Source organism: Salegentibacter sp. UBA1130 (genome assembly GCF_002311535.1).
GTDB classification, from domain to species: Bacteria; Bacteroidota; Bacteroidia; order Flavobacteriales; family Flavobacteriaceae; genus Salegentibacter; species Salegentibacter agarivorans.
The window spans coordinates 426,536-451,335 of sequence record NZ_DCAP01000020.1 but is presented as its reverse complement, the minus strand read 5'-3'; the positions used below and the strand labels follow the sequence as shown (position 1 = coordinate 451,335).

15 protein-coding genes are annotated in these 24,800 nt (G+C 35.7%); 12 read left to right on the top strand and 3 right to left on the bottom strand.

Annotated features, from left to right (window positions below; genetic code table 11):
* The first annotated feature begins 17 nt into the window (after positions 1-17).
* The 6 genes from B4F31_RS07445 (at position 18) to B4F31_RS07420 (ending at position 10,314) form a co-directional block, all read left to right on the top strand.
* Positions 18-2,261 (top strand): LamG domain-containing protein, encoded by a 2,244-nt coding sequence (locus tag B4F31_RS07445; protein ID WP_286760999.1) that lies wholly within the window; start codon positions 18-20, stop codon positions 2,259-2,261.
* 100 nt (positions 2,262-2,361) lie between these two features.
* Positions 2,362-3,708 (top strand): Gfo/Idh/MocA family protein, encoded by a 1,347-nt coding sequence (locus B4F31_RS07440; RefSeq protein WP_286760998.1) that lies wholly within the window; start codon positions 2,362-2,364, stop codon positions 3,706-3,708.
* Between the two features lie 17 nt (positions 3,709-3,725).
* Positions 3,726-4,487, top strand: a complete 762-nt coding sequence (locus B4F31_RS07435; protein WP_093304453.1) for a 3-keto-disaccharide hydrolase — start codon at positions 3,726-3,728, stop codon at positions 4,485-4,487.
* A gap of 272 nt (positions 4,488-4,759) precedes the next feature.
* Positions 4,760-7,798, top strand: a complete 3,039-nt coding sequence (locus B4F31_RS07430; protein WP_075325029.1) for a SusC/RagA family TonB-linked outer membrane protein — start codon at positions 4,760-4,762, stop codon at positions 7,796-7,798.
* A 6-nt stretch (positions 7,799-7,804) separates the two neighbouring features.
* Positions 7,805-9,454, top strand: coding sequence for a RagB/SusD family nutrient uptake outer membrane protein (locus B4F31_RS07425; RefSeq protein WP_093304455.1), 1,650 nt, complete (start codon positions 7,805-7,807; stop codon positions 9,452-9,454).
* An 11-nt stretch (positions 9,455-9,465) separates the two neighbouring features.
* A complete protein-coding gene (locus tag B4F31_RS07420) occupies positions 9,466-10,314 on the top strand; it encodes an endonuclease/exonuclease/phosphatase family protein (RefSeq protein WP_286760997.1) in 849 nt (282 codons plus the stop codon).
* Positions 10,315-10,813: 499 nt separating this feature from the next.
* On the opposite strand, the gene B4F31_RS07415 is transcribed toward B4F31_RS07420, so the two are convergent.
* Both B4F31_RS07415 and B4F31_RS07410 read right to left on the bottom strand, forming a co-directional pair.
* Complete coding sequence (locus B4F31_RS07415) at positions 10,814-11,512, bottom strand: response regulator transcription factor (protein WP_286760996.1); 699 nt, start codon at positions 11,510-11,512, stop codon at positions 10,814-10,816.
* The gene (locus tag B4F31_RS07410) at positions 11,502-12,770 is read right to left on the bottom strand and encodes a sensor histidine kinase (protein ID WP_075325026.1); all 1,269 of its coding nucleotides are present in this window, start codon (positions 12,768-12,770) and stop codon (positions 11,502-11,504) included. The genes B4F31_RS07415 and B4F31_RS07410 overlap by 11 nt, the downstream gene beginning before the upstream one ends.
* Positions 12,771-12,925: 155 nt before the next feature.
* Between B4F31_RS07410 and B4F31_RS07405 the strand changes: the two genes are divergently transcribed.
* From B4F31_RS07405 to B4F31_RS07390, 4 genes are all read left to right on the top strand, one after another.
* Positions 12,926-14,068, top strand: a complete 1,143-nt coding sequence (locus B4F31_RS07405; RefSeq protein ID WP_075325025.1) for a protein involved in meta-pathway of phenol degradation — start codon at positions 12,926-12,928, stop codon at positions 14,066-14,068.
* Between the two features lie 212 nt (positions 14,069-14,280).
* Complete coding sequence (locus B4F31_RS07400) at positions 14,281-15,918, top strand: DUF5597 domain-containing protein (RefSeq protein ID WP_075325024.1); 1,638 nt, start codon at positions 14,281-14,283, stop codon at positions 15,916-15,918.
* A gap of 541 nt (positions 15,919-16,459) precedes the next feature.
* On the top strand, positions 16,460-17,212 hold the full coding sequence (locus tag B4F31_RS07395; RefSeq protein WP_075325023.1) for a LytR/AlgR family response regulator transcription factor: 753 nt from the start codon (positions 16,460-16,462) through the stop codon (positions 17,210-17,212).
* Complete coding sequence (locus B4F31_RS07390; protein ID WP_286760995.1) at positions 17,190-20,174, top strand: sensor histidine kinase; 2,985 nt, start codon at positions 17,190-17,192, stop codon at positions 20,172-20,174. The genes B4F31_RS07395 and B4F31_RS07390 overlap by 23 nt, the downstream gene beginning before the upstream one ends.
* A gap of 243 nt (positions 20,175-20,417) precedes the next feature.
* Here B4F31_RS07390 and B4F31_RS07385 read toward each other — a convergent pair whose 3' ends face one another.
* A complete protein-coding gene (locus B4F31_RS07385) occupies positions 20,418-21,083 on the bottom strand; it encodes a class I SAM-dependent methyltransferase (protein WP_075325021.1) in 666 nt (221 codons plus the stop codon).
* 579 nt (positions 21,084-21,662) lie between these two features.
* On the opposite strand from B4F31_RS07385, the gene B4F31_RS07380 reads away from it, so the two are divergent.
* Both B4F31_RS07380 and B4F31_RS07375 read left to right on the top strand, forming a co-directional pair.
* Positions 21,663-22,616 carry a glycerophosphodiester phosphodiesterase family protein gene (locus B4F31_RS07380; RefSeq protein ID WP_286760994.1) on the top strand — a complete coding sequence of 318 codons (954 nt, stop codon included), beginning with the start codon at positions 21,663-21,665 and terminating at the stop codon, positions 22,614-22,616.
* Positions 22,617-22,742: 126 nt separating this feature from the next.
* Positions 22,743-24,557: a glycoside hydrolase family 2 protein gene (locus tag B4F31_RS07375; RefSeq protein ID WP_075325019.1), complete on the top strand. Its 1,815-nt coding sequence runs from the start codon at positions 22,743-22,745 to the stop codon at positions 24,555-24,557.
* Positions 24,558-24,800: the final 243 nt, after the last annotated feature.

Here is a 24,800-nt window from a genome sequence, read left to right as displayed (position 1 = left end):
ACCTCTGTTTAAAACCTATGATGAGATTCTTCATTTTAGTTGCTATTTTATGGAGTGTTTCCAGCTGGGGGCAAAACAAACACCCTGATTCCTTGTGGCTTTCAAAACCAGAAAGTTCTGATTTTCCAGGTGATCTACAAAAAGGATATAATGCTTTTTTTATTGAAACCCTACCTGAATTTCAAAGCAATTTTAATGGTCTGAAGCCATTATTTACTTCCGAAAAGCAGATTCTTTTTATACATGATTTTAAGCCGAAAGAATTACAGAATATTTCCCCGGACACATTAAAAATATCCAGTAATCTTTTTGAATCCTCAGAAGAAATAAAGCTGTTTATTGTAGAAAATAAACGATTTAATAATATCCTTTATCAGCCTGATTCCCTTACTGATTTAGGACTTTGTAAAGAATTTAACCGCGTTAATACAGACAGTTTAAAAAGTAAAAAAGAGATCGATTTTTTTCTGCAAGATTTATTACATACGAAGGGAGTGGTACCGGATCTTATTGTATCTCCTTATATAGCGGATATAGGATATTTAAAAGAGAAGTACTATAAAGAGCCAGTATATAGAGCGAAGGTTACATATAATAATGAAGAATTAAATAATGTAAGTTGGAAAGAATTCCCCCATTTAGAAACCTGTGGTGTCTTTAGAACCAGTGATTCGACCTTATCACCGCAAAAAAGGGGATTTATGTTTTCTCCTGACATCTACAATTTTACCGATAAGAATACAAGAATCTCCGGCCCTAAAACATTTCGCGCCATAAAATATGAATTAGGGGAAAGGTTAAGATACTCCTTACCTCTGGAGGATGAAATTAATAATCTGGCAAATCGGACTGACAAAAGTACTCCAACAGATATAGATTTTGTAGAAGATATAAATAGAGAAAAAAGCGTCAGTATTTTTAATGGTGCCTCGAGTTACATAGATATTAGGAATAAACCGGAGGAGTGGCTAGAAGAAATAAGTATTAGCGCCTGGATAAAACCTGATGAGGTAGATGGAAGTTTTAGTTTAATTGGTAAAGGGGAAGCCTTTTCAGCTAAAATTTATTTTGGTAGATTACAATTTACTACTACCGGAATTAAAGATCATACTACATCAAAGCGTGTAATAAAAAAGGGGGAGTGGACTCAAGTGGCTTTTGTATATGTGCCAAAACAAAAGCTTTATTTGTATGTAAACGGGAGTTTGGTAGAGGAGATAGCTGCTTCGGATATTCGACAGACCGATCATGCTTTACTCATAGGAACAAATCTCTGGGGTCAATACTATTCCGGGCTAATGAGTGATTTAAAAATATGGGATAGAGCATTAAGTGATGATGAAATCAAAAGTGTTTATTTGGAGAAAACGGATGATAATCATCATTCTTTCCTTGCCGATAATTGGTTGTATTTATCCGGTCTTTTTTTGATTCTAATAATCCCTGCATTCTTTATTTTCCGAAAAAAGCCCACAGCAAAACAAGAAACCCCGACCCTGGAGGACAAAGCCCTGGCTCCAATTCATCAAAATATCAAACTAAACAGCATTAACTTATTAAATGGGTTTAAGGTGTGGAACTTGAATGGAGAAGATATTACTTCTAAGTTTTCTCCAAAGCGCCGAGAACTATTAATCCTGATCTTATTATTTACATTGAAGGATAGCGGAATTACTTCCAAAAAACTCAGTGATATCCTTTGGCCTGGATTTCCTGCTCAAAACAAAAAAAATAACAGAAGTACTCAAATAAAGGAATTAAGAAAAATTTTAGAGAAACAGCTTGAATCTGAAATCTTGTTTGACGAAAAGAAATGGCAACTTGAAATTGCAGAAAATGGTAAAATAGATGTCTTCACTCTAAATAAAATACTACCTGATTTTTGGTCATCAGAAAAGGAAATTCATTCTGAGGTTCAGGCTATTGAATTTGCCAGAATTGTTTCGAAAGGACCTTTATTACCCCAGGTAGAGGTAGAGTGGCTGGATGCTATTAAAGCCGAATATAATTCCAGGGTATTGGACTTATTAAGTCCATTTCTTGAAAATGAAGTTTTAAATAGCGCTGAAAAAATTGAAGTTATTGAAGCAATTTTGGTGGTAGATCCTTTATTTGAACCTGCAGTTAGGAAAAAAGTTTCTTGTTTATTACAACAGGAAAAATATGGTTCCGCAAAAAAAACCGTTGAAAACTATAAAAAACTTTACGAAAGCTATTACAACGAGACTATTGACCCGGAATTTATGAAAATAGTTAAATAAATCAGAAATTTCTTCATTTTTTACCCCATTTATTACCCCTAACATTACTTCTTCCTTAGTTAGATTTACGCAGTTAAAAAATTAAATCTATCTAATAACTATGGAGAATAATAGACGTTCTTTTATAAAAAAACTGGGGGTAGCAGGAGCCACTGCGGCCATTATCCCTTCAGTTTTTGCCTCAGAAGGAAAACCCTTAAATTTTCTTAATAGAATCGAAACTAAAAGAAACACCAAGCCAATAGCTATAGCGTTAATTGGAGCTGGAGGGATGGGGGTTGCAGATACCAATACCGCTCTAAAGCATGACAATATTAATTTACTTGCCGTTTGTGATTTATATGAGGGTAGATTGGAAGAATCCAAAGCACGATGGGGTAGTGACCTGTTCCTTACCAAAAAGTACGAAGATATCCTTAAGCGTGACGATATTGATGCGGTGATAATTGGTACGCCAGATCATTGGCATAAAAAAATCAGTATTGATGCTTTAAAGGCAGGTAAACATGTGTACTGTGAAAAACCGTTGGTCCATTCTATAGAGGAGGGGCATGAGGTAATTAAAGCGTGGGAAAAATCGGGAAGAATTTTTATGGTTGGGAGCCAGGGTCTTTCTTCTCTTGGTAATGAAAAAGCCAAGCAATTACTGGAAGCAGGTGCAATTGGAGAAATTAATTATGCGGAAGGATTTTGGGCCAGAAACTCTCCTTTAGGGGCGTGGCAATATCCTATTCCTAATGATGCCTCCCAGGAAACAGTAGATTGGAAGAAATTTATTGAGCCTACTACCAAAAGACCATTTGATGAAGATCGTTTTTTTAGATGGAGAAACTATACCGATTATGGTACCGGGATGTCCGGTGATTTATTCGTACATCTTTTTTCAAGCCTTCATTTTATAACGGGTTCTTATGGCCCAAACAAAGTAGCAGCTACGGGTGGATTAAGATATTGGAAGGACGGCAGAGAAGTTCCGGATGTATTAATGGGAATGTTTGATTATCCAGATACCGATAACCACCCGGCATTCAATCTTTCTTTACGCTGTAATTTCGTAGATGGCACCAGTGGAAGTACTTATTTAAAAATTGTGGGTAGTAAAGGATCCATGGATGTTACCTGGGACGATGTTATGCTTAAACAAAACACGGCTTCGAATGATAATGATCCATTTACGGCAGAGAAGGCATCTGAAGAAAGTATGACCCGTAGCGATCGAAAAAAGATCTTACCCCCTTCCAATACCTTTTACGAAGCTGAACGCGGTTATAAGGGCGCTCATTACGATCACTTCGCTAATTTTTTCCATGCTATTAGAACAGGCGGAACCGTAGTAGAAGATCCTGTATTCGGATTTAGAGCTGCTGCACCTGCATTGTTATGCAATGACAGTTATCGACAAAATAAATTTATTCAGTGGGATCCAGAACAAATGAAAATAGTATAACCTTTTAAAATATAAAAATGAAAAAAATAATACTAAGCATATTTACTCTTGCGTGCCTGGTGGCTTGTAAAAATGAAGGTAAAGATTCAGATAAAACAGAAATAAAAGAAAAGGATAATGTAGAAACTATAGCGGCCAATGAAAGAGATGAGCAGTGGCAATATCTTTTTGATGGGGAAAATGCTGAAGGCTGGCGGGGGTTTAATGAGAAAAATGCAGATGGTCTTCCAGAGGGTTGGGTCGTAGAAAATGGAACTTTAAAATCCCTGGGAAAAGGTGGTGATATAGGTGGTGATATCGTGTACGGAGAAGAGAAGTTTGAAAACTTTGAACTGTATTTGGAATGGAAGATATCGCAGGAAGGTAATAGTGGGGTGTTTTATCACGTAGTTGAAGACGAAGCTTATGACTCCCCGTATTATGCAGCTCCCGAATATCAGATTATTGATCAGAAAGGTTTTCCTCAGGAATTAAAACCCTGGCAATCTATTGGGGCAGATTATGGGATGTATGACCCTGAGTATGATGAAGATAATCTTAAAGAAGTGGGAGAATGGAATACCACAAGAATTAGGTTTACTCAGGATAAAGTTACTTACTGGCTAAACGGTCAAAAGACGGTGGAATTTGAGCCTTGGTCAGAAGAATGGGAACAAAGAAAAAAAGAAGGGAAATGGAAAGATTTTCCTGATTACGGTACGGCAAAATCCGGTCTAATTGGCTTACAGGATCACGGCAGCTATACCTGGTTCAGGAATATAAAAATTAAAAAGCTTTAGAATGTATAGTAGTTCTCTATCAGCGGACAGAAAATTTTTCATTTTCAAATGAAAAAATAAAACAGGTTAACGGAAAAGTTGCGCTTAAGATTCACGAGGGGTAAAGGCCCTGGGGTGAAATATTAACCTAAGACATCTTTAGTTAACTGATTTGAAATGATTTTTTCATAATTATTTAAAATCAACTTTTTAGGATGAGATTCAATTAAGCCGACATTTGAAGCCTTCTAAAAATTAACCAATATGAATAACTAAAAACTAAAAATTAAATTATGACGAAAAACATTAAAAAGGTACTTATAGTACTTTGTACCCTTTTCAGTTGGGTGGGCTTTGCTCAGGAGAGAGAAGTATCCGGAAGGGTATTAGATGACGAGGGATTACCTATTCCAGGGGTAACCGTTGCAGAAGATGGTACTTCTAATGGTACCGTTACCGACATGGAAGGTGAGTTTGAATTTAGTGTTACAGATGATGAAAATACTACTTTGATTTTCTCCTTTTTGGGTTTTCAAACTCAGGAGATTATGCTAAATGGGCAAACTGAATTTGAAATAGTTTTAGAAGAGAGTTCTGAAGGTCTAAACGAAGTAGTAGTAGTAGGATACGGTACACAAAAGAAGGCTAATTTAACCGGAGCGGTAAGTCAGGTCGATTCAGAAACTCTGGAAGATCGCCCTATTACTAATGTGAGTTCTGGTCTTCAGGGCTCAATGGCAGGAGTTACTGTTACAGGAGCTTCCGGAGCTCCTGGTAATAATTCCGGCGATATCAGGATTCGTGGAATTGGAACCTGGGGTAATGCTTCTCCCTTAATAGTTATAGACGGGGTGCCGGGTGGAAATTTAGATATATTAAACCCAAGTGATATAGAAAGTATATCTGTATTAAAAGATGCCGCTTCTTCCTCTATTTATGGTGTAAGGGGTGCGAACGGAGTGATTGTTGTGACTACAAAATCTGGTAAAGGGGGAGAACCTACCCTTTCCTATAATACCTATTACGGTATGCAGCGTCCCACAGCTATTCCCGAAAAACTTGGTTCTCCCGAATATATGGAGTTGTTAAATGAGTCACAAATCAATGTGGGTAGAAACCCTACTTATTCTGAAGAAGAGATTCAAATCGCTCGAGATGGTTCAGATCCCAATTATTACGCGAATACTAACTGGGTAAATGAAGTGTACAAAGACTATGCTCCGCAAGAAAGTCATAATCTGAGTGTAAATGGAGGGGAAGAAAATCTTAATTACTATCTCTCTTATGGGTTACTTAAAGAAGGTGGTTTAGTAGTAGGTGATAAGTTTGAAGCCAAACGACACAATATTAGAGCTAAGGTAAGTACTACTTTATTAGATAGGATTGAATTAAATACCAACCTCGGGTATATTGACAGAAATTATATCGGATCTTCTCAGGGATTCGCCCCACTTTACCAGGCTCTTACTGTCAGACCATTGGTTCCTGTTAGAAATACAAATGGAGGTTGGGGATATATAGGAGGTTCAAGTAATCCTGTAGCTACGGCGTATGAAGCGGGAACTAATGATTTTACTTCTGAGGAATTCACAGCCAATGTTGACGCAGCAATAAGAATTTTCGATGGATTTAAAATTCGCGGAAGGTATGGTTTGGTGAAATACAACTCAAGAAGAAATGTATTTGATAGAACTGTAAATTATTATGATGCCGATACTGGTAATCTAGTTTGGCAGATTAATAACCCGAGTCAGATTACAACAAGTAGTTATAAAGGTACCTACCAGACCTTTGTTGGTACGGCCGAATTTGATAGAACCTTTGCTGAAGATCATAGTGTTCAGGCCCTATTAGGGGTTTCCCAGGAGGAAACCATAAACGATGATTTATCGGCATCAAGAACTGATGTAGCGTCTACTTCTGTGGGCCATATTAATCTAGGAACCGATAATCAAAGAAATAGTGGGGGTAATGCACAAAATGCCTTACAATCTGTATTTGGAAGATTAAATTATGCATTTAAAGACAAGTATTTAGCCGAAGCAAATTTTAGATATGATGGGTCTTCTCGTTTTGCTAAAGATGTTCGTTGGAATTTGTTCTCTTCCGCCTCTTTAGGTTGGGTTTTTACTGAAGAAGAATTTTTAGAAAATGATATCTTGGATTTTGGGAAAATTCGTGCTTCTTACGGAACCCAGGGAAATGACAGGATTGCCGACTGGGCATTTATGGATGTTCTTGGACCGGTAAGTACAATGCCAATAGGAAATGCTGTAACCATTGGTTATAGACAAACGGCTGTTGGGAATGAACTCTTAACCTGGGAATCTGCTGAAAAATTAAATGTTGGTTTAGATCTTAGCTTTTTAGATAATCGATTAAACATCACGGCAGATTATTTTGAGAATAATACCAACAATATTTTATTGAGATTACCTATTCCAGACGTTTTTGGAGGTCCTGCTTACCCATATCAAAATGCCGGTTCTGTAGAAAATACAGGTTGGGAACTGGAACTGGGATGGAGAGATCAAATAAAAGAATTTAATTATGATTTGAATTTCAACATCTCCGATGTTCGTAACGAGGTTACTGATCTTGGAGGGACTGAACCTACAATTGGAGACCGAATTCGAAGGGTAGGGGATCCACTAGATGCATTTTATGGTTTAGTAGCCGATAGGATAGCACAAGAATCTGATTTCACTTATGATGCAGGTTCGGATACTTATATTCCAAACTTCCCTTATATCCAGGGGGACCCGGTCCAGCCCGGAGATTTAATTTATAAAGATTTAAATGGAGATGGAGAAGTAGACTTGGTTAATGATAGGAAAGTTATTGGAAGTCATATTCCAAGATATACCTATGGTTTCCGTGGAGATTTTGACTACAAAAATTTTGATCTAAGTGTATTTATTCAAGGTGTAGGAAAAGTGAACGGGTTACTGACGGGAACGGCGCGTCATGCGTTAATTTCTGAAAGTGCTATTCCACAAGCTGTTCATTTGGATAGATGGACGCCTGAAAACACAAATGCCTCCTATCCCCGATTGACCTATCAACAATCTTATAATCAAAGATTATCTACTTATTGGTTAGAAGACGCGTCTTATATAAGATTGAAAAATGTTCAGGTTGGATATACACTACCGGAGAATTTTACAAGCAGATTTAGAGTAGATCGTTTAAGAGCGTATGTGTCGGGCGAAAATTTACTAACGTTTACTGATTATTTTGACGGTTACGATCCTGAATCTCCCGTAAGTAGTGGAAGTTTTTATCCACAGATAAGGACATTTACTATCGGTCTAAACATTAACTTAAAGTAAAAAAAGATGAAGAAAATAGTTGTATTTAGTGTGATACTGAGCATGTTTTGCTTAGTAGGGTGTGAAAAAGATTTTCTGGATCGAGCACCAAATGATGAACTAACTGATGAAACCTTTTGGGAGAACGAAGAACACCTTAGGTTGGCTGCGAATGCATTATATGCCAATGTGAAAGCTAAGAATACTGTTGACCAGGAAAATATGGGGGACAATACCTTGTGGCCTTCCACAACCCAGTATCAACGTATAGGAAGTGGAAATTACAATTCAGATTTAAATACCCTGAATACAGAATGGACCACACAATATCGCGGGATTCGCCAGGCTAATTCCTTTTTGGCTAACTATCAAAAAGCAGAAGTTGATGATCCTTTGGTTGCTGAGAGATATGCTGCCGAAGTACGGGTGATAAGAGCATTAATGTACCTTTATATAACAGAGTTCTGGGGCGATATGCCTTTAGTAACAGAGCCACTTAATATTGATGAGCTTATGATACCTCGAGATCCTAAAGAGGAAGTAGTGGATTTTGTACTCAATGATTTAGAAGATGCTGCTCAGTACCTACCTGAAGAGATACCTTCAGGAGAAAATCTGGGTAGAATGAATAAAGGTGCAGCCCTTGCATTAAAAGCCAGGATGGCATTGTATAATGAAAGATACGATGTTGCTGAAGATGCTGCTAAAAGAGTAATGGATATGGGGGTTTATGAATTGTATTCTACCGGAAATCCAGAAAGTGATTACTATGATTTATTTACTTATGAAGGAAAACTTGCCAATGGTAATAACAAAGAAACTATTATTGCCAGGCTATCTTTAGAGGATGAAGCTATGCATAATCTTAGCCGGGAAATACACGTTCCCGATCAGGTTATTCGATGGAACCCAACCAAATCCTTGGTAGATTCTTATTTAATGGCTGATGGATTACCAATTGATAAGTCGCCTTTATATAGTGTTGAAACTTATGAAGACGTTTTTGAAAATAGAGATCCAAGAATGACACAAACTATTTTAGAACCAGGTTCTGAATGGGGTGGTCGTTATGATGGCCGGGAAAATAATGAAAATCCAGAAATTTTTGAAGTCCCGAAATTTCAATCTGATGGACGTGGTGCTGTAACCCTGACCGGGTATTATTTTACGAAATATGCAGAACCTTCTGCAGTACCAACTTATAATCGTGATTTTAATGATATTCATTTACTGCGTTATGCGGAGGTTTTATTAACGTATGCTGAAGCCAGATTTGAACAGGGAGTTTTATCTCAGGAAGACCTGGATATATCCATCAACCTATTAAGAGAAAGAGTAGCAATGCAACCTATGGTTTTGGCTGATTTGGAATCTAATGGATTAGATCTAAGAGAGGAAATCAGAAGGGAAAGAAGAGTTGAATTAGCACTGGAAGGTCAGCGATACTTTGATATTAAACGCTGGAAACAGGGAGAATTATTAGCATCGGACGTCAAAGGAACCAATGTGAAGTGGTTACCAAATCCTGCAATGGCTGATAATTTAAGGACAGATGAGAATGGATTTATTATTGCGTTAACTGACAGGGTTTTTGACCCTGAAAGACACTATCTCTGGCCAGTACCCCTTCCTCAATTAGAAAGAAACCCCGATTTAGTACAAAATCCAGGATGGTAAATCTTATTCAAATGATCGGAATCAAATACCTAATAGGAGCCGTTTTAATGGCGGCTTCTTTTATCTCGTGTGAGGAAAGTGGTAATAAAACTGCCACGGCTAATGAAAATGAAGCGGAAAATGAAGTGGTGGTAGAGCGCACACTAAGAGTAATGTCTTATAATATTCATCACGCTAACCCTCCCTCTATAGAAGATAAGATTGATATAGAAGCTATCGTTAAGGTAATTAAAGCAGAAAATCCTGATTTAGTTGCTCTCCAGGAAGTAGATTTTAATACTGAAAGGTCGGGAGAGGGGAACCAGGCAGAATTGATTGCTGAAGCCCTGGATAAGGAATATTATTTTGCCAAAGCTATTGATTATGATAATGGTGAATATGGGAATGCAATTTTATCAAAATTCCCAATAAAGAATAGCGAAATTTTAGCTCTTCCTAACCACCCGGAAGACAATACTGAAAATAGAGTGGTAGCTTTAGGCTTAATTGAAATTAATGCAAATCAGAATATTTTGTTCGGGAGTACCCACTTAGATTATAAAACGGATTCAAAGAGCAGAATATTACAGGTGAAGAAGTTAATTGAGATGGCAAGCGAATGGAACGAGCCTTTAATATTGGGAGGAGACTTTAACGATGGTCCGAACTCAGAAACCATCCAGTTGTTAGATTCTGAACTCAAAAGGACCTGCAAAACCTGTCCACCGACTATTCCGGTGGAGAACCCTAAACGAGCAATTGATTTTATTTACTATAAACATCCTCAAGCTAAATTTCAAGTAAAATCTCATAAAGTAATTCCAGAAGAATACGCTTCAGACCATAGACCGGTTTTTGCGGAAATTGATATTGTTAAGTAGATTTTTTTATCCATTAAGTGTGTTAGTTAGTGGGAAGACCGTCTTCGATCATCGGGGGCGGTTTTCTTTTGAAAATTTTTGATTAAGTCCAATCATATTCTCTCAGAAACTGTTCGCAAGGAATGTTTGGAAGTTATTATTATCCATCCTATGGTTATTATCTTTATTTATGTATTTAAAACTATAAAATAAGGGTCCCTCTTAAAAATTGAGAAGTAAGGCTCTTCATAATTACAAAATGTTAAACTTTGTTAAAGGTGCCGAATTCGGTGAGTCCTAAAATAGGCGCTTTCGAAAGCCTTGTAAAATAAGGGTGTTTGGAAATAGTTCGAGTCTCGTCCAGACCGCATTCCGAAGCATCGGAAGCAAAAGCCTTTCAGAAATGAGAGGCTTTTGTGTGGAGTAAATTCTTGGATTGCTATAATTCCTATGCTGACTAATAATTATATCTCAAACCTTTTTTATTTTAACCGGTCTCGTATGTTGGAAAAGGATTATCTCAATTAATTTTTAAAACAAATCCTTTTTTATGCAGGTTTTCAATTTTAATATTTGGATCCCGACTTAAATACTTTCGAAGATGAGAAATGAAAACGTTTAAACTTTTTCGGTTAAAATAATCGTTTTTACCCCACAGAAGAACTAAAATGTCTTTATGGCTGCAGAGTCCATTTTTATTTTGCACCAGGTAACCTAATAATTCATTTTCTCTTCCTGTTAAATGAATCACTTCATCTTCAAAAATTAATTCCTGACTTTTAAAATTAAAAGTATATTTTCCAATAGAATGTAAGTCTCCCTGGGTTTCAGGTTCTGTTTGAGTTTGAAGTCGTGATAAAAGCACCTGGATTCTGGCTACCAGTTCTTCTTCATCAATTGGTTTTTTTAAATAATCTACGGCACCAACAGAAAAACCTTTTAAAACATCTATTTTTAATGATCTGGCGGTAAGAAAAATAAAAGGCAAGTCTGGATAATTTGTCGTTATTTTTTGCGCAAGTGTAAATCCATCAATGTCAGGCAGCATAACATCCAGGATAACCAATTCGTAAGAGTGAGCTTCAACAAGATCTAAAGCTTTCTTTCCTGTTGGCGCCCAACGAACATCAAAATCCTTAATTTTTAAATATTCAGAAAGTAGATATCCTAAGGACTCATCGTCTTCTACCAATAATATTTTGTTCTTTTTAATTAACATTGATTAAGGGTATGATTATTATGATTTGTGTTCCAACTTGTAGTTTGCTTTCTAACTTAATTTGGCCTTTATGTCTTTTTATAACTTCCTGAACATAATTTAATCCGAGGCCGTAGCCTTTTACGCTATGTAAATCACCTTCAGGAACCCGGTAGAATTTTTTAAAAATACGGCGTTTTTCTTTATCTGAAATACCGCTCCCATTATCACTTATTACTATATATAAATCATTTTTCTTTGAAAAAGCTTTTAAACTAATAACAGGATCTTCAGCGTACTTTTTAGCATTATCCAGCAAATTGTTTATGGCATTTTCAAAATGGGACAGAGCAACTTTCATATTGTATGGTCCCGGTTCCAAATGGAAATTGAAGTTAAAATTTTCCAGTTGCGAATGCAATTTAAAATCTTCACACCATTGTAGAAGTTCCGGTCGCAAGTCTTTTTCTTCGAGTTGAATATACTTTTTCCTATTCTCCAGGCTGGCAAGGTCTAATACCTGCTCAATATGTTTATTTAAGCGAGCTACCTGTTTTCTAATTTGTAAAACTATGGGCTTTTTGCTTTCTTCTATATCTGCTTCCAGGATTTTTGTGGCGACCCCAATTGAAAAGACCGGAGTTTTAAGTTCGTGAGTGAGGTTGTTAATAAAATCGTTGGTAATGGTAATGAGGTTTCTTTGCCAATAAAACAATCGCAACATCCAAATCACCACAAAAATAATAATAGCAAGGAAAAGTAAGCCAGGGATTAGCAAGCCATGCAATTGCGATAAAAAATAGGAATTGAGGTTTTTAAACTGAAGTTCAAGGGTGACTTCCTTTTCCAGCATTAGAGGAAGATAACCTTCTAATTTAATCGGGTATTTTATAATAGAATCTTTGCTGCTGAAAGTTGTTGGTGATATTAGCGTTAAACTATCATCTTCAGTGTAAAGATGGTAAGAGAAGTCGGTGTCAATTTTATTGGCGGCTAACCTATCTTTTACAAAATCATTTAAGAAATGACGGGAAGCATCCTGTAAACTGTCACGACTTAAACTAAAGTAGTTTTGGCCGGTAAGCGACTGTGCAATTAAAAAACTAAGCTGATTTTCCGCTGCAAGATCCTTTTTTAAATTGTTTCCGGCCCGTTCAATTTTCTGCTCAAACTGTACTTCAGCGAGGTTGAGTCCAATTCTTAAGTATTGATATTGTACCACGAATAATCCTACCACCGAAATGATAAATACTGCGATATAAATTTTTCTCCGTTTCAAATCGAGAACTATATTACTAAAATTTAGCTTTCAAGTTCGCAATTAGTCTTTTATTAATTCAATTAACCTTTCATTAATCTATTTGATTTTTCATTATCCAAAACCTGTACTAATTAAATCTACTTTGGTTCTTATCAATAATATAAACTACCTGTATGAAGTTAAATTGTAGCCTTTTTAGTGCATTATTATTCGGTTTATTTTTCCAACAAACAATAAACGCACAAGGCTGTGTGGCTATTAGACACTTTTCCTGTAGTATGGGGAATGAACTGGAAAGTAACTTGCTGGGGAAAGGGGATTTTCAGGTGGGGATGAATTACCGGTACTTTAAATCTTTTAGACACTTTAAGGGTACAGAAGAGGAACCGGACCGCGTTTCAAATAATACCGAAGTAATAAACTATTCCCATTCCTGGGATTTTAGTCTTAATTATGGTTTAACAGATAGATTATATGCCGGAATTACTATTCCCACCGTGCTTAACGAACGTTCTTCTTTGTATGAGCACGGACGTGAAGAAAGACATAAAACATTTTCGCGGGGACTTGCCGATATTAGATTGGGTGTTGGATATTGGCTTTTTGACCCCGTGGATCATGTAAATGGAAATTTAGCATTAGGACTTGGCTTAAAATTGCCTACCGGAAATTATAATGCGACTGATGTTTTTTATAACGTGGGTCCTGAAGGTTCGCCACAGGTGAGACCGGTAGATCAATCTATTCAGCCGGGAGATGGCGGTTTTGGGTTTACTGCTGATTTTCAGTTTTACCAGGCAATAAGCACAAATTTGTTTGTTTACGGAGGCGGATTTTATCTCTTTAATCCCAAGGAAACGAATGGAATTAGAACTTTTAGGGAAACCCTAAGTCCTATTTTGGAAAATGAATCCGTAATGTCGGTGCCAGATCAGTTTGCGTTGCGCATTGGTTTAGGTTATAGCTTATCACAAAATTTTTCTGCATCTCTTGGTGCCCGATTTGAAGGTGTTCCTGTAGAAGATGTGCTTGGCGGAAGCGGAGGATTTAGAAGGCCAGGAAACGTGCTTTCTATAGATCCCGGAATTTCTTATATGAAAAATAACTTTTCAATAAACTTAAATGTGCCTGTGGCGGTACGAAGAAACCGGCCACAAAGTGTTACCGATCTTGAAACTCAAATCGCAACCGGAGAACCCAGGAATGGAGATGCTGCATTTGCTGATTATCTAATAAATCTCGGGATCTCCTACCGAATAGGAGGAGGGAAGTCGATTTCAGAAATCGAGCCCGAGTCAAATTTACAGTTTGATTGATTAAGTCCTTATGGTGAATAATTAAACCAGGTTGAAAATAAGGCAAAAGCAAAAGCTCTGGAGTTCCGGGGCTTTTTCTTTGTGCAATAACGAGGGCTCTTACATTAATTTTTAAAGATACTGAAGGTCACAATTCGGGAGTGTAAAATAAATCTTAGTTTAGTACAATTGACTATAAAAGGTTTTTACAAAACTATTCAATTACCTATCCTATGAAAAGAATTTTATTCCTTACCCTGTTTTCTTTATTTTTTCTTTCTTCAGATTTGTTTGCGCAGGAAGCAATTCCTCGTTTACAACAAGTAGGAAATAAATATCAGTTGGTGGTTGATGGTAAACCTTATCTTATGCTTGCGGGTGAGCTTGGAAATTCTACAGCGAGTACTATGGAATCCATGAAACCAGTTTGGCCAAGGCTGAAAGAATTAAACCTTAATACGGTGTTACTTCCTATTTACTGGGAGTTATTTGAACCAGAAGAAGGGAAATTTGATTATAAACTTATAGAAGATTTAATTCTGGAAGCTCGTAAGTATGATCTTAAACTTGTTGTACTCTGGTTTGGTTCCTGGAAGAATAGTATGTCCAGTCACGTACCTTCCTGGGTGAAGTTAAATCAAAAGAGATTCCCCAGGGCAGTAAGTAAAGAAGGGAAAAGCCAGGAGATTCTCACAGCTTTTTCAGAAAATAATATGAAGGCAGATTTGAATGCATACCAACATCTCCTTAAGTATATTAAAAAAATAGACTGCTCGCATCATACAGTTATACTTATGCAACCTGAAAATGAAATTGGAATGTTGCCCTCTGCCAGAGACTATCATTCCCTGGCAAATCAAAAATTTAAAGAAGAAGTTCCCAGGGAGCTATTGGATTATATAATCAATAATGAAGATATTTTAAATTCTGAATTTTCTGAAATTTGGAAGAATAATGGAGCCAGGGAACAAGGCAGCTGGGAAGAAGTTTTTGGAAAAGGACTTCATACGGATGAAATTTTTATGGCTTATTATTTTTCGCATTATGCCAATGAGGTTACAAAAGCAGGAAAAGAGGAATACCCGTTACCCGCATATGTTAATGCAGCACTAAACCGGCCAAATGTAAAACCGGGAGATTATCCCAGTGGAGGTCCGCTTCCCCATCTACTTGATATCTGGAAAGCAGGATCTCCTAATATCGATTTTTACGCTCCCGATTTTTATAACCCGAGGTTTAAACATTGGAACGATTTGTATGTAAGACAGGGGAATCCGTTATTCATACCCGAACATAATTTTGATAACACTGTAGCGGCAAAAGCTTTGTTCGCCATTGGGCACTACGAGGCCCTGGGATTTGCTCCATTTTCCGTAGAGCAAATACCCAGCGAAGCCTTCACGCCAAAAGAGCAGAAATTAGCGCAGGTGTATGAAATAATTCACCAAATAGAACCGATTTTAGAAGCCAATAGAGGACAAAATCGATTAGAAGGAGTTTTGCTCAATAAGGAAGTAAATGAAATGATATTTACCCTGGGAGACTATGAATTCACTGCAGAACATACCTTTAACCTTGGTTGGGAGCCCAACTCTAATGAGGATGTTTGGGAACCAGCTGGGGCAATTATTGTTCAAACAGCCGATAATGAATTTTTCTATGCGGGATATGGGGTTTCTTTAAAAATGAAAAACCTGAAAAAGCCAAATTCCAGGGTAGGAATTTTAAAAACAGATCGCGGATATTTTGAAGAAGGAAAATGGAAAGTTTTCCAGCATTTAAATGGCGATCAAACCCATCAGGGAAGGCATATTCGTTCTTTTATTGATGATGTTTCTATACAGAGGTTTACTTTATATGAGTATGATTAAATAAAAATTTATCCGATTTAATATGAAATGGAAAGGTGATATTAAACCTATTGGAATTAAAAATAGAAATTATTTCTGCCGATTAAAGAAGGGGGAAAACACCCTTTTTTAGTTTTAACGATCACATTATTATTGTGCCATCAAATGTGAGAATCGCAAAAAGATAATTACTATTTCCATAAACCTGGAGTTTAAATTCTAATTTAAATATGCTCTCTATAGTTGTTTCTTTATTTTTAAAAATTCTAGCTTTATTGTTGGTATTTTTTTAAAATAATAATTTCAAAACTTTTCTTATTGCTTACTTTGAAATTAATTGTTGGGCATCTACATCAGTCTTTCTTCTTAAAAATTTAAAAAGTATTTTAATCATTTTAAAGCTTTTTGACTCATCCCTGAGGAATCTCTTTTTTGATACACTGTCTTTTCAAAGTGGAATTATTAGGGGGGTAAGTGAGTTAATTTTATTGAAATTATTTGGTAGTTTCGGAAGCTTTTTCAGGGTCTAAACAACTCATAATTTTAATTGTAATTTTGGTATATGATAAAGGCAGTAATTATTGACGATGAAATAAATGCGCAAAGTTTACTGGAGAAAACCCTGGACAGGTATTTTCCAAATAAATTTAATATTGTTGAAAAATGCATTTCAGTAGATTCCGGGGTGCTTGCCATCAAAAAATACGAACCAGACCTGGTTTTTTTAGATATTCAAATGCCAGAAAAGAATGGATTTGAACTTTTCAAGCATTTCGAGGTGATAAATTTTGAAGTCATTTTCACCACTGCACATGATAAATTTGGCATTAAAGCAATTAAGCGTAGCGCGCTGGATTATTTATTGAAGCCAATTAATCATTTAGATTTAGCTGAAGCCGTAAAAAAGTTTGAAAAGAAAAATGAAAGGAATTTTGCTCAAAGAAAATTGTCTTTGCTTTTAGAAAATCTGAATGTAAATGACCAAAACGTAAGTAAAATTGCTTTTCCCACCCTTGAAGGGTTCGAACTAATCCATACCAATCAAATACTATATTGCAAGGCAGAAAGTAACTACTGCAGTATTAAAAAAATCGATGGTTCTGCAAAAACAGCTTCAAAGACCTTAAAATTTGTTGAAGAAGTACTTCCGGCTACTACTTTTAAAAGAATTCATAAAAGCTACGTCATCAATTTAAATTACGTGGTTAGATACCATAAGGCAAACAAGGAAATTGAATTAACCAACGGAGAGAAACTTCCTGTTTCCTTTCGAAAAGAAGAAGAGTTTATCAATGCCATTCTACAAAACCATTAAACTATTTCTCATAATATTTTTATGGTTTAATTTCGCCTTTTCTCAAAATTATCCCACTAAAAATTATACTGCAGCCAAAGATTTACCAAATAACTCGGTTAGATCCATACTAATTGACAGTAAAAATAGTCTATGGATAGGTACTGAAAATGGTATAGTTAAAAAGGAGAATGACGAATTTCAATATTTCTTTGAAGAGGATGGCTTAGCTCAAAACAGCTGTTGGGCCATTGCAGAAGACAAAAACGGCAAATTATGGTTTGGTAGCTACGGAGAAGGGCTTAGTGTGTATGATGGTTATAAATTCAAAATTCTCTCAGAAAAAGATGGATTGGTTCACAACCAAATAACCAAACTGTTTACTTCCGGGAACTATATGTATGTAGGAACCAGTGATGGCGTTTCTCTTATAAATTTAAATACTTTCAAAGTAAATTCTTTAAAGACTCCGGCCGGGAAGGAGCTTTTCAGGGTTCAGGATTTTTTTGAATACCAAAACCAAATCTACGTGGTCACGTATAGATCTGGGATCTTCAGGATTCTAAATGAGGAGGAGCAGACCGCTTTGGTTAAAGTAAATAAGCATAAATTTATTTATTCCGTTTTCCCAGATAATGATAGTATTTACAGCAGTAATAAAGGTTTTTTCACGAAAAGTCATCTTCCCGATTACGTGAGTGAAAAGGATTCTATTCCTTTAGAAAAAAGCGGAACTTCCATTATCTGGGATTATGCAAAAACAGACGACCATAGAATTTTTACTGCGGCCTGGGGCATTTACGATACTAACGGAGGAATTTATGAATTGGTAGAGGAGCAATTAATATCCAGGGCTTCTGAATTTAATATATCTAGCAAAGAAGTTATTTCCCTGGCCTATGATTCAAAATTTGAAAAGTTATATGCAGGAACCCGGGATGCCGGGTTATTTGAAATAGCTTTAAATCCCCAGATTAAAATTCCTGAACTACCGGGTAAGAATATTATTGGATTTGCGAGAACAGAAAAAACTTCCGCAGTATTATTCCACGATGGAATCGTATTAAAAAGAGCTGGAAATGAGCAAAAGATTACTTTATCACAGTTTAAAAATTGGCAGGAAGAATATGTATTGAATACTGCCTTGCCTTTACCTAAACATAAAGATGATTTCTACGAACTGGATTATTCTACAAAGGCTGCCGATATCAATTTTTATGATATAAAAGTTTTTAAGGATACGTTTTGGATAAATACCAATATTGGAGTGTTTGCCATAAAAGATTCGGGGGAATTGCATCGGTATTTACCATTGCATTCAGAAGAGATCAATTTTACAAAAACGGGGAATCTTATAGAAACCAATCCTTACGGCGGCGTTAGAGTGTATAGTGACCTGGAACTTTTTAAATATACCCACTTTGAAAAGGAAAACCCTCAAACTCCTACTATGGTGGTGAGTAGTTTGCAGAGGGGAAATAAAACTTATTTTTTGTCTGTTTTTTCCGGTCTTTATGCCTGGGAGAATAATCGTTTTGAATCCTATTTAGAAAACGGAATATGGAGCGAAAAAAAATTAAAGCACATCACAGGTTTAGGAAGGGATCTCGCCATTTCAAATGAGTTCGGTGACGTGTTTATCGTTAATGATGATGAATCATTCAAAATTCAAAAGAAAATTCCCAGGGCCAAAATTCAGGGAAACTCTATTTCTTTTTTAGAGAATTACCAGGGAACTTTAATTATTGGCACAGAAAAAGGATTAACGCTCTACAAAAATGGCCGATATATATTTTTGGATAAAGAACAGGGCCTCGAGCAACCTTTACTGAGTGCTGAAGTGACTCAAAGCACTTTATCTATAGGAAGCAACAATGGGTTTTATAATATAGATCTTGATGCCGTAAAGGATTCAACTACTCTGGTAGATCAAATAGAACTGAAAGAAATTTTCATCAATAATAATAAATTTTCTTTGGGATCATCTGCTGAAAGAGAGAAGCTAAAATTGAAGTACAATGAAAATACAGTATTGCTTAAATTTAGCACAAACGCGCACCCTTATCCTAATAAATTAAAATATCAATACCGGTTAAATGAGGAGGAACCCTGGAGTCTTTCATTTTCCAGGCCAGAAATTTTCCTGCCTTCGCTACCAACAGATAATTACGAGCTAGAGGTGAAAGTATTAGATGAAAGTACAGGTTTAAGTTATACCCAGGCCTTACTAAATTTAACTGTGCTTCCGCCCTTTTGGAAAACCTGGTGGTTTGCCTTACTTAGTATAAGTATTATAGTTATGGTAGTTTATAGCTTTTATAAATTTCAAATAAGGCAGGCCAGAAAGTTTGAAGCACAAAAAGGCTTGATCCAAAAGCGTTTTGAAGAAACCAAAATGGAAGCTTTACTGGCGCAAATGAATCCGCATTTTATCTTTAACGCGATGAATTCGATTCAATATTATATTATGGAAAGTGATATAGATAAGGCCACCATATTTTTAGGAGATTTTTCAAAATTGATCAGGTTAAACCTGGATCACTGTACCAAGCCAACTATTTTATTGAGTGAGGAAATTGAATATTTGCAATCCTATATTAGGGTTGAAAATACACGATTTAATAATCGAATTAAGGTAATATTTGAAACAGATCCTTTAATTGATCCGCAGGCGATAGAAATCCCTACTATGCTTTTACAAACTTTCGTGGAAAATGTTTTTGTTCACGCTTTTCCACCTGGTGTAAGTAATCCAACCTTAAAAATTTCTTTTAAGATGCTTTCAGAAGATGTTCTGCAATGTAAAATAGAAGATAACGGAATTGGATTTTCTGAAAATTCATCTAATAAACTTCACGAGTCCAAAGGAGTTTCCCTCGTAAAAGAGCGATTAGCACTACTGGGTTACAATGTGAAGGAAGCAGTTGAAATAATTTCCGCTAAAAATGAAGGGACTTCTGTCTCCATTAAACTTGAAGTATAACGATAACTTTAAGATTCCATACGTTTACTAAACAAGCATGCGCCGCTTTAACAAAATCTTTAGTTTTATAACAAATTAGAGTAGGTGGCAGCTACACCTTAATTGGGTGGTTTTCAAAGAAAATATTATGAGTAGGGTCGTTCTATTTTTGAAGCTACAGTAGAGGTCACTTCTCTAATCTTTTTTTATTCTTTCTGATTGAAGTGCGTCTAAATCACTAGATCGCAAAATTTGGTTAGTTACTTATTTTACTTTGTATAGCGTTGTAACCAAAATTCCTTTAAAGCCGTGCGACTTAATTGATAATAACTGTTTCTCTTCCTCAACTAAAAAGTTAAACGGCGGCGCTAAAAGGTTTACACCACTTTGCTTTTTTAGTCTTATTCCCTGTCCTGAGATAATATCTTTATTGGGTTCAAAATCTTCTTTAGGTAAATGCTCTGTTAGAATAACATATTTATAGTCATATAACTTTTCCACTACACATTTTATTTCAGCATTCGATAAATGTTGTAGCACCTGTCTTAGAATTGCACAATCCCCTTTAGGCAAATTATCTTTTGCAATATCCAAAGTATGAAATTCTAAGTTATCGGCTTTAAACGCCTGTTTGTTATGAGTTATAAGATCTGGAACTATATCTATAGCTATATACTTTTGAGCGTACTTCACCAATTTTTTACCAATATTAAAATCGCCGCAACCCAGATCACAAACAACCGCTGGTGTTTCGATTTTTTCTAAGAAACCGGATACTATAGTTATATAGGGATTTACTACCTCAGGATGATGTGAGCCCAAACCAGAGTGAAATTCATATTTATTACCACCCCAAAGATTGTTTTCATAAATCTGCGCCATGGCAGCCTTTGTTGGCCACGGCTTTTTTATTTTTTTATTTTTTGTCATTTTAAATGATAAAAACCTGGTTATTATTCTATGGAATTGTATAGATCAAAGTAAAGAATAAAAACTGGGCCAGTTTATAGGTTTTTGGCTTTAAAATACCTTTTTTATCTTCATAATTTACTGGCGGTCTGTTATAAAGAAATTCTTACTTCCTAAGTTCTTATTTTTCATATTTTTTGTTTTGCACAGAAACCTATAGAAACCAAATGGCAGACCGAAGATTCTCTGAAGATCCTGGGACTTACTGAAATCCGCCAGAGAGATAGTTTCAGAAATAATCGATTAATCCCAACAGAAAATCAAGAAAAAAACTAAAACGTTTTAGTATTTTTCTTAGTTTTATTGTTTCCGTTTAAAAATCAAAATAAAAAAGACAGAGGAGACATCATTAAAACTTGCTTTGGAGCAGAACTTTGAAGATTTACTTTTAGATCGTACTGTAATCCTCATAAAAACATTTCGGTAAACCAGCAAATTACCGGGAAACGTATTAGCCCAGGGAACTGAAATCCATAATTCAGAGGTTTGTTTCTGAATTTATTACTTATATAATTTAATTCAATTGAAAATTACCGAATAATGAAAAAAAGTATATTTTATCTATTTACGTTTTGTATCGTTTCATTTTGTATAACAGGGTGTAAGGTAAAGCAGGAATCATCTTCTTCGCCTGCTGAAGTTGTTATTAAGTCATTTCCTAAATTTTTAAATGAAGCTCATAGAGGGGCAAGCGGCCTTAAGCCTGAGAATACGATTGTTGCAATGACTAAAGCTATAGAAGAGGGAGCAAACGTAATTGAATTGGATGTACATATAAGTAAGGATAAAAAGGTAGTAGTGACCCATGATCCTCGTATAAATCGGTCAATTAGTTTATTGCCTAATGGTGAGGAATTGGAAGAGGGAAATGCTGAAGAATATGCTGTCTACCAGATGAATTATGCTGATATTCGAAAGTATGATGTAGGTAGCAAGTTTTACTCAAGAAATGGTCAAAAGACAACAAAAGCTCACATACCATTACTCAGTGTACTTATAGATTCGGTAGAGCAATTTGCTGCGGAAAATAAATATCCGAAAGTGATCTATAATATTGAGATTAAAGCAACTCCCGAAAAAGACGGGATTTATCAACCTGCTCCCCCAGAGTTTATAGATCTGATAATGGAAGTTATAAGAGAACAAGATTTAGGCTATGACAGGTATTATTTACAATCGTTTGATTTTAGACTGCTTCAGCAAATTAAGAAGGATTATCCTCAGGTTATAACTGCATTCTTAACCGGTAATAAAGAAAATTCACTGGAAGAAAATATAAATAAACTTGGGTTTACCCCCCAGATTTATAGTCCAAATTTTAATTTGGTAAAGCCAGATCTTGTAGAAAAAAGTCACAAAGCCGGGATGAAGCTTGTACCGTGGACAGTGAACGCGGAAGCTGATATGGAAAGATTAATTGACCTTGTTGGTGTAGATGGAATTATTACTGATTACCCTAATCGGTTAAATCAATTAATACAACACTCAAAGTAAAAAAGTTCACATTTCTTCTGAATAAATAATTGAGGCTCAAATAATTTAAAACCCGTTTATTATCCAGATTTTGATTAAATATTTCGGTTTTAGTTTAATAAATCATAACTCCTAAAATTAAAAATTATGAAGTTGATAAAAGTAAGTGTTTTCTCCTTTTTAGTACTATTCTCATATTCTATGTTTTCCCAATGGCAGCCTGCCGGGGATAAATTAAAAACGGAATGGGCGAGCGAGCTTGATCCTGAAAATATCTTACCAGAATATCCACGCCCAATTATGAAGCGTGAACAATGGAAAAATTTAAATGGCCTTTGGGACTACAGTATTACAGATAAAAATAGCGCTCCTTCTAAAATTAATGATGGAGAAATATTAGTGCCATTCGCGGTTGAATCCAGCCTATCTGGAGTAATGAAAAGGGTAGAACCGTCACAGGTTTTATGGTATAAAAGAAATTTCACCATACCAACAGAATGGGATGGTCAACGAATTAATTTAAATTTTGGTGCGGTAGATTGGAAAGCCGATGTATGGATAAACGATATAAAAATTGGAAGTCATACAGGAGGATATGTACCGTTTTCCTTTGATATAACTCCTTTTTTAACAAAAGGAGAGCAGGAAATAAGTGTAAAAGTGTGGGACCCTACAAATGAGGGGCCGCAGCCTAGAGGAAAACAAGTTAGAGAACCAGAAGGAATATATTATACACCTGTAACGGGCATATGGCAAACCGTATGGTTAGAACCAATGAACCCTAAAAGCTTTAAAAAAATCAATTTCACTCCTAATATTGATAATAACACGGTTAAATTGGAGGCCGAGACTACAAATTTAGAAACTGGAGATATTATTGAGGTTATAGTTTTAGAAGACGATAAAGAAATTACTAGGGCAAAATTCGCCGCTGGAGAAAGTTTAGAGATCCTATTGGAGGATCCAAAACTATGGTTTCCTGAGACTCCTTTTTTATACCGAACTATTGTTAAGCTAATAAGTAATAAAGAGACCGTAGATGAGGTAAAGAGCTATTTTGCAATGCGTAAAATTTCTAAAAAAAGAGATGAAAATGGGATAGTTAGAATGCAGTTAAATAATGAAGATTACTTTCATTTTGGGCCTTTGGACCAGGGTTGGTGGCCAGATGGTCTCTATACAGCTCCTACCGATGAAGCTTTGAAATACGATATTTTAAAGACAAAGGAGATGGGGTATAATATGATACGAAAACACGTTAAAGTTGAACCAGCTCGTTGGTATACCCATTGTGATGAACTGGGCATCTTAGTATGGCAGGATATGCCAAGCGGAGATGAACAAAAAGACTGGCAAATGCGGAAATATTTTGAGGGTAATGAATTGGTAAGGTCTAATGAATCAGAAGAAATTTTTAGAAAAGAGTGGCAGGAAATCCTTGATTATCTTATGCCATATCCAAGTATTGTTGTTTGGGTTCCATTTAATGAAGCCTGGGGGCAGTTTAAGACAAAAGAAATTACAGAATGGACCAGTAATTACGATTCAACCAGACTTATAAATTCTGCTAGTGGGGGGAACCATTTTCAAACAGGAGATATTCTGGATTTACATCAATACCCAGACCCGCAATTATATTTATACGATGCAAATAGGGTTACTGTTTTAGGCGAATATGGCGGAATTGGATTCCCTATGGAAGACCATCTTTGGGCAAGTGATAAAAATTGGGGTTATGTAGAATTTAAAAGTAGTAAGGAAGTTACTGATAAATATATTGAATATGCAGAAACCCTAAAAGATCTTGTTCGTTCCGGTTTTTCTGCTGCTGTATATACGCAAACCACAGATGTGGAAGGGGAGGTAAACGGTTTAATGACTTACGATCGTAAAAAAGATAAAATGAATATTAAAAGAATTAGAAAAGTAAATCAGGAAGTGATAAATATCCTGAAAGATTAGTTTTATGGTTTTCATAAAACTTGCTTTAAAGAAATAACATTTTGGAATTTGACTTTAAGAAAATATCGGTTTTTTAAATAAAGAGCCGAAATTTTCTTTTTATATGCTAATTGTAAAAATATGTAAAAAGCAAATTTTTCGGTTTTTTTCTTTATTTTACTTAAAGATTCTAATCAAAAAGGCATATTGATAGAGTTTTATTCCTCTAATAATAGTAATTTAATTAATTATTCTTATTTTCTT

Excerpts from the sequence above, each read along its gene's own strand:
- B4F31_RS07380 (WP_286760994.1), top strand. The coding sequence starts at position 21,663 with ATGAAAAAAAGTATATTTTATCTATTTACGTTTTGTATCGTTTCATTT.
- B4F31_RS07375 (WP_075325019.1), top strand. The coding sequence starts at position 22,743 with ATGAAGTTGATAAAAGTAAGTGTTTTCTCCTTTTTAGTACTATTCTCA.
- B4F31_RS07445 (WP_286760999.1), top strand. The coding sequence starts at position 18 with ATGATGAGATTCTTCATTTTAGTTGCTATTTTATGGAGTGTTTCCAGC.
- B4F31_RS07400 (WP_075325024.1), top strand. The coding sequence starts at position 14,281 with ATGAAAAGAATTTTATTCCTTACCCTGTTTTCTTTATTTTTTCTTTCT.
- B4F31_RS07430 (WP_075325029.1), top strand. The coding sequence starts at position 4,760 with ATGACGAAAAACATTAAAAAGGTACTTATAGTACTTTGTACCCTTTTC.
- B4F31_RS07415 (WP_286760996.1), bottom strand. The coding sequence starts at position 11,512 with ATGTTAATTAAAAAGAACAAAATATTATTGGTAGAAGACGATGAGTCC.
- B4F31_RS07390 (WP_286760995.1), top strand. The coding sequence starts at position 17,190 with ATGCCATTCTACAAAACCATTAAACTATTTCTCATAATATTTTTATGG.
- B4F31_RS07420 (WP_286760997.1), top strand. The coding sequence starts at position 9,466 with ATGATCGGAATCAAATACCTAATAGGAGCCGTTTTAATGGCGGCTTCT.
- B4F31_RS07425 (WP_093304455.1), top strand. The coding sequence starts at position 7,805 with ATGAAGAAAATAGTTGTATTTAGTGTGATACTGAGCATGTTTTGCTTA.
- B4F31_RS07440 (WP_286760998.1), top strand. The coding sequence starts at position 2,362 with ATGGAGAATAATAGACGTTCTTTTATAAAAAAACTGGGGGTAGCAGGA.
- B4F31_RS07395 (WP_075325023.1), top strand. The coding sequence starts at position 16,460 with ATGATAAAGGCAGTAATTATTGACGATGAAATAAATGCGCAAAGTTTA.
- B4F31_RS07435 (WP_093304453.1), top strand. The coding sequence starts at position 3,726 with ATGAAAAAAATAATACTAAGCATATTTACTCTTGCGTGCCTGGTGGCT.
- B4F31_RS07385 (WP_075325021.1), bottom strand. The coding sequence starts at position 21,083 with ATGACAAAAAATAAAAAAATAAAAAAGCCGTGGCCAACAAAGGCTGCC.
- B4F31_RS07405 (WP_075325025.1), top strand. The coding sequence starts at position 12,926 with ATGAAGTTAAATTGTAGCCTTTTTAGTGCATTATTATTCGGTTTATTT.